At 26.4% G+C, this 6,940-nt stretch carries 6 protein-coding genes; 1 reads left to right on the top strand and 5 read right to left on the bottom strand.

Annotated elements, in window-relative coordinates; translation table 11 throughout:
* Positions 1-59 precede the first annotated feature (59 nt).
* The 5 genes from Q1K13_RS09260 to dapF all read right to left on the bottom strand — a co-directional run bounded on the left by Q1K13_RS09260 (position 60) and on the right by dapF (position 4,896).
* Entirely contained in the window at positions 60-503 is a 444-nt protein-coding gene (locus tag Q1K13_RS09260; RefSeq protein WP_300349909.1) for a pilus assembly FimT family protein, read from the bottom strand.
* Positions 496-1,515 carry a type II secretion system F family protein gene (locus Q1K13_RS09265; protein ID WP_300349911.1) on the bottom strand — a complete coding sequence of 340 codons (1,020 nt, stop codon included), beginning with the start codon at positions 1,513-1,515 and terminating at the stop codon, positions 496-498. The genes Q1K13_RS09260 and Q1K13_RS09265 overlap by 8 nt, the downstream gene beginning before the upstream one ends.
* A complete protein-coding gene (locus Q1K13_RS09270; protein ID WP_300349913.1) occupies positions 1,502-2,875 on the bottom strand; it encodes a GspE/PulE family protein in 1,374 nt (457 codons plus the stop codon). Before Q1K13_RS09270 ends, Q1K13_RS09265 begins: the two co-directional genes overlap by 14 nt.
* Positions 2,876-3,031: 156 nt before the next feature.
* Positions 3,032-4,060 carry a hypothetical protein gene (locus Q1K13_RS09275; RefSeq protein ID WP_300349916.1) on the bottom strand — a complete coding sequence of 343 codons (1,029 nt, stop codon included), beginning with the start codon at positions 4,058-4,060 and terminating at the stop codon, positions 3,032-3,034.
* A gap of 17 nt (positions 4,061-4,077) precedes the next feature.
* Positions 4,078-4,896 carry a diaminopimelate epimerase gene (dapF, locus tag Q1K13_RS09280; RefSeq protein WP_300349918.1) on the bottom strand — a complete coding sequence of 273 codons (819 nt, stop codon included), beginning with the start codon at positions 4,894-4,896 and terminating at the stop codon, positions 4,078-4,080.
* A gap of 90 nt (positions 4,897-4,986) precedes the next feature.
* Here dapF and Q1K13_RS09285 point away from each other — a divergent pair, with 90 nt between their 5' ends.
* Positions 4,987-6,714 carry an Rqc2 family fibronectin-binding protein gene (locus tag Q1K13_RS09285; protein ID WP_300349920.1) on the top strand — a complete coding sequence of 576 codons (1,728 nt, stop codon included), beginning with the start codon at positions 4,987-4,989 and terminating at the stop codon, positions 6,712-6,714.
* Positions 6,715-6,940 lie beyond the last annotated feature (226 nt).

Consider the following 6,940-nt stretch of genomic DNA (forward strand, 5'->3'; position numbering starts at 1 on the left):
ATTTAGTGTTTTACATATTAATTACTATGAAATACAATTATTTCAAAAAGTAATTAATCCTATAAATCATATAAATTTATTTTTCCAGTTGAGGGTTCTATAGTTATTCTAGCTCCCTCTTTTTCTTTATTTCTTAACCAAATGGTTCCCGATGTAGCTATTTTTCCATTACCATTTATTAGAATTTTATTATTTAGATTATTAGAAATCTTAAGACTTTTTAATCTTATTTCTAAGCTATCATGTGTATTGCCATAACTTATCCTATTATTTAAAAGGTCAAATAATATAACCCCCTCTTTTCTTCTATTTCTTGAAATTTGTTTGCATTCAATAAAAAAACTGTGCACTTCATTTATCTCTTTTTGAACTTTAAAATCATAAATTTTATTTTTAATCAAAACAAATGAAGTAGGAAGGGCTAATAATAGCATGGTTATTCCTAAATAAATCATTACTTCTACTAAAGTAAATCCTTTTTTCTTTTTTCTTAAACTACACATACTTCATTCCTTCAAATGTTGGTACTAAAACAAGAATCATCATAATTGATATTACAACTCCAATAACTCCAAACATTGTAGGTTCTATTCTTCCAACCAACTTATTTAAACTTTTTTCAAAGTCTTTTTCTCTTATTTTTAATAAGTCTTCTAAATTATTATTTAATCTTCCACTTTCTTCTCCAGTTACTAAGAAACCTTTTGAAATATTGGATATAACCTTAACTCTCCCTATACTTTTACTTAAACTGTCTCCCTTTATAAGACCATAATCAATTATATTTATAAATTTTTTAATCTTCTTATCACTTAAATTTTCTCCAAAAACAGTTAATGATTTAGTTAATGAAATTCCACTACTTATTATCATATTCATAAGAAATAAGATTCTTATTTCATAGTACATTCTATAAACCTCAAAATTATATAAAACCTTTTCGAGATTAATAAACTTAATCACTAAAAAAATAAAAATTATAAAACATATAAGATAGCAAAATGCTATGGTCTCTATATTAGGATTTTTTTCTATAAAATTAATATAGTTATTTAAAATGCTCATTATAAAAGAATCACTTTTTTCTTTTAAATCAAACATATCTACAAATTGAGGCAATATATAAGTCCCATAAAAAAATATCATTATAACTAACCCTATAAAAAGCATAGCAGGATATCGTATGGCCTTTAAAACCTTGTTTTCAATTTCTTTTTCAGCCATAAGTGTTTTTGCACATTTTTCTAAAACAAGTTCTAAATTTCCACTTTCTTCTCCTATTTTAATCATATCTATCATTAAACTTGGAAATAACTTCTCTTCTTCTTTAAAGGCATCTGAAAGATTTTCTCCTCTTAAAACCTTCTCTTCAATTCTTTCAATGGCTTCTTTATATTTTTTATTATTAGTTGTTTCTTTTATAAGTTGTAAAGCCTTGCTTAAAGTTATTCCTGATTTAACATATGTACTTAGATTCATACATATATAACATGCTTCACTTTTAGTAAAAATCATCTAACCCCTCACATTCTTTTAAAAGATAATATTCATCTAAAGAAACTTCTCCACCATAAACTAAATTCAAACAAGATTTAAGAAGCTCCTTTCCCCATGGTATTTCTTCTTTATTTTTATATTCCTTAGGAAATATTATTTCACAAACTGCCTTTCTTCCTTTTTTCCCACTCCAATTACATTTTTCACACCCAACACCTTTTAGATAAAAATTTTTCTTCTTATTTTCATAACCATATTCCTCACATGGTATTTTCTTTTTGCAATTTTCACAATTTTTTCTAACAAGTCTTTGAGTTATTATGGCACTTAATCCTTCTTTTACTAAATATTTTTCAGCTCCCATATCAAGTAATCTATCATAAACCTCTTTTCCACTATTAGCATGTATTGTTGAGTAAACTTTATGCCCTGTAATAGATGACCTTATTGCGATTTTAGCAGTGTCTTCATCACGAATTTCTCCAATTAATATTACATCTGGATCCTGCCTTAAAATATGTTTTAATCCATTTGCAAAAGTTAAACCCATCTTTTCATTTACATTAGTTTGAGTAATTCCCTTAATACTAAATTCTACTGGATCTTCAATTGTACTAATATTTATTCCCTCTTTATTAATAGAATTAATTAGTGCATATAAAGTGGTAGATTTTCCACTTCCAGTAGGACCATTTACAACTACCATTCCATGTCTTAATTTTAAAACTCTTAATATTTTTTCATACTGTTCATTCATCAAATTTAAATTATCAATAGTTATAAGATTATTTTTCTTATACAAAATTCTTATAACAACCTTTTCACCCCAAATAGTAGGTAAAATAGATATTCTCAAATCACATTCATATCCTTCATTTTTAAAGCTCATTTTTCCATCTTGAGCCCTTAATTTATCACCTATATTCATATCGCTTTTAATCTTGATTTTATTTATTAAATTCTCATATAATTGTTGTTTTAATACCTTCTCTATATTCAAAATCCCATCAATTCTAAGCCTTATATTAGCAGCACCATCTACAGGCTCTATATGTATATCACTTGCATTTTTCTTAATTCCCAAAGAAACTAAATTATTAAACTCTTCCTCAGTAAATTCATCTTCTGATAAATTCTTTTTATTATAACAAGCATCAATTAGATTCTTTACCTTATGTTTTTCTCCAATAATAAAACTTATTTTTCTACCTGGTAAAAATACAGAAAGATAATTTTTCTTATTCTCATCTTCATAGTCTGTATAAAAACAAACATCATTTCCCTTATCCTTTATGGCAATAACATTATTTATTAATGCAGCTTTATTTGGAATAATGCTCATAATTGACATATCAACATCTCTTATAGAAAAATCCAATCTTAAAATTCCTCCCTATATAAAATAACCTTTAGCTTTACTTAAAATTTAAGTTTAAATCATATCTTATTATCTAAATATTTGACATAGAAATTATTTTTTAAACAAAAAAAATTCTAGATTATTAATTTTTTTAATAATCTAGAACTTCCTTAATTATTTTAAAATCATGTACTGACCTTTATTTCCTTCTATAAGCCTAACACTTTTTCCCTTTGTATTATACATATATAGTGCGCTTTTACTTTCCTCTTCATTGAAACCACTAAAATATATATTTCCATTTTTAACAAGTAAAAGAGCCTCTTTTCCTATATATTTAGGAAAATCATAAACTAATCTATCAATCTTCTTAGTTTTAATATCTAAAGAATAAAGACTTCTTGCACTCTCATCTTTATTTCCAATGAAATATATTTTATCTCCATCTTTCTTAGAAGTTTCTATTTCTAAACCATCTTTTGAAAGTAAAACACTCTCATTATTTGATAAGTTGTACATATAACATTCCTTATCTCCACTAAAACTGCTCTGAGTATATAAAATAACTTGATTAGAAATTAAATCAATATGATCTATAAAGGCTTTAACAATAGGCTTTTTCAAGGTATATTTTCCCTCTTTTATATTATAGATAAATATTCCTGTTTGCTTATTTCTTAAATCAACACCATATAAAACTAATTGATTTTCATCTAAAAACTCAACATTCTCCCCAGAAATAGCTAAGTTTTCATTTAAATCAAATTCTTTAAAACTCTGTAAGTCTAAAACTCTGTATCCTATTTTATCCCCTGAATTATATTTATATATAAGTTTTGTTCCCCCTGGACTAACTCTTAAATATTCAATATTTCCTTTTACTGATATTTTTTTCTCAGATTCACCATTTGTTATAATTAAATCTGTTCCCTCATCAGTAATATTTCTATAAATAACTAATCCTAATTCCTTACTAAAAACTTCAATATGTCCTTTAATATTTAAATCTAATTTTTTGAGATTTTCCCCTTCTATTTCATAATAAGTAACATCTTCCCCAGAAATTATGCACACAATATTCTCAGGAAGTTTAAGCTTTTTTTCTAAAGACCCCTCACTCTCACTTTTCTTATTGAAATTACACCCCAAAAAAGCTATTGATAAAATAACTAATACTAAACTTAAAGCAGCAGCTTTCCTCATTTACTTACATTCCCTCTCTAAAATAAATATGTTCCATCACAAATAAATGATGCCTCTCCTATCATTTTTACTCCATCATCTTCAATATTAACTTTTAATTCTCCACCTGGAACTATAACCCTAACCTTATTATCAACTAAGCCTAGTTTATTTGCAGCAATAACAGATGCGCAATTACCTGTTCCACAAGCTAAAGTTGGACCTGCACCTCTTTCCCAAGTTCTAACCTCCATAGTATTTCTATCTAATACTTTGCAAAAGTTAACATTTGTTCCCTGAGGAAATAATTCATACTTTTCAATATTCTTACCACAATTAATATCATGGTTCTCCTCTTCAAATATGATAGTATGAGGAACTCCCATAAGCAAAGATGTTAAAGCATATTCTTCCTCTCCTATATTAACCTTTTTTTCTATTATTTCTTCATCACATAAGGCTGGAATTTTTTTTGGATTAAAACTGCCAAATCCCATATTAACATTAATAGCCTTAACCTTATCATTTTCTACTTCTAAGAAAATCTTCTTAATTCCATCACCAGTTAAAACATTCATAACATCTTTCTTAACTATGCCTTTTTCATAAACATACTTAGCAAAGCATCTAATTCCATTTCCACACATAGCTGCATAAGATCCATCTGAATTTATTATTACCATTTCTATATCACAATTTTCATTCTTTCTAACTATTAAGATTCCATCTGCACCAATTCCAAATCTTCTATGGCACATTTTTTGAGCAATTTCTCCCTCTTTACCTAAATACTCATTATTTAAATCTTCTATAACTATAAAATCATTTCCATTTCCATGCATTTTTGAAAAATTCATATTATCACCTCAAATTACCTATTATTGATACTTTTTGTTATAAGATGTATACTAACTGTAAGTTCAAACAATCAGAAAGGAAAGAAAATCATGGCTTTAGATGGTATTTATTTATATAACCTAATAAATGAATTAAAAGATTCATTACTAAATTCTAGAATTGACAAAATAAATCAACCTGAAAAGGATGAAATAATAATAAATGTACGTGGAAAGGAAAATAAAAAACTTTTAATTTCCTCAAGTTCCAAATACCCTAGATTACATTTTACTACAATAAGTAAGAATAATCCATTACAACCTCCTGTTTTTTGTATGGTATTAAGAAAATATTTAACTGGTGGAAGAATAATTGACATTTATCAACAATCAACTGATAGAATAATTTCAATAGACATAGCAAATAAGGATGAAATGGGCTTTGATAGTGTGTACACTCTTGTTATTGAAATCATGGCAAGACATAGTAATATATCTCTTGTTAGAAAAAGAGATAATAAAATAATGGAATCAATAAAACACATAACTGCAAATAAAAATAGTTTTAGAGTTCTATATCCAGGTGTTACTTATGTATTTCCTCCTGCTTCTGATAAATTAAATCCCTTTGATTTTTCAAAAGAAGATTTAAAAGAGGAATTAGGAAAAATAAATAATGAAATAAATGAAAAAGTATTCTCAAGAATATTAACTGGTGTTGGTAAAAACCTTTCACTAGAAATGTACTCTTTATTCTCAAAAGAATTTGGAGATTCTTATGTTTTTGATGATTTATTTAACTTCATATCAAATTACTTCAATAATATTTTTGAAAATGAAAAAAACATAATATTCTATAGGGATGAGAAAATATTAGACTTTTACTTTAAAGACTTATGGGTATTAGAGGATTGTAAAAAAGAATTTTATGAAAGTAACAGTGAACTTTTAGATGCCTTCTTCTCAAATAAAGATAAACAAGATAGACTTCATGCTAAGAGTGCTGATATTCAAAGACTTATAAACACCAATATAGATAGATGTTTAAAGAAAATTAAAGTTTTAGAAAATACCCTAAAAGAATGTGAGAAAAAAGAAGAATATAAAATAAAAGGAGAGCTTCTTACATCTTATATTTATAGCATAAATAAAGGTGACAAATCAGTAGAACTTTTAAATTACTATAGTGAAGAGGAAGAATATCTAAAAATAGAACTTGATGAAAATAAAACTCCTTCTGAAAACATTCAATTCTACTTTAAAAAATATAATAAGTTAAAGAAAGCTGAAGAATCAGCCTTAGAACAATTAGAAATAAATGAAGATGAATTAAAATATTTAAACTCAGTTTCATCAAGCATACAAGCTGCTGATAATTATGAAGATATAGATGGAGTAAAAAATGAGCTTATTGAAACTGGATATGTAAGATTCAGAAGAAATCCTAAAGATAAGAAAAAACAAAAAATGTCTAAACCTTATCACTATGTTTCATCTGATGGAATAGACATTTATGTTGGTAAAAATAACATACAAAATGATTATCTAACATTAAAATTTGCAGATAAATATGATACATGGCTTCATACAAAAGATATTCCTGGTTCCCATGTAATTGTAAAAAGTTCAGATGTTCCAGATAAAACCTTAGAAGAAGCTGCAAACCTAGCTGTTTTCTATAGTAAAGGAAAAGGCGGAAATAAAATACCTGTAGACTATACCCTAGTTAAAAATGTAAAAAAACCATCTGGTTCAAAACCTGGAATGGTAATATACTCAACTAACAAAACAGTTTACATGGATTCACCAAAAGAAATAACTTTAGAAAAGCTAAAATAAACTCATTTAACACTATAAAAAATATAATGATTTTTAGTTCTGTTTTAAACTAGTGTTGATTTTAGATAGAACTGTAAGACCATATTAATAAGCAGTTTAGAGTTTCATTGAATATGGAAGAATAATAGCGTTAAGAAGCGAAGTTGTTTGACCAACGGGAGTTTCTTCGCTTTAGCTATTATTCTGGAATATTCAATAGAAACTCTCTGCGCAATTAAGTAGGTCT

Source organism: Clostridium sp. (genome assembly GCF_029267215.1).
Lineage (GTDB): Bacteria > Bacillota > Clostridia > Clostridiales > Clostridiaceae > Sarcina.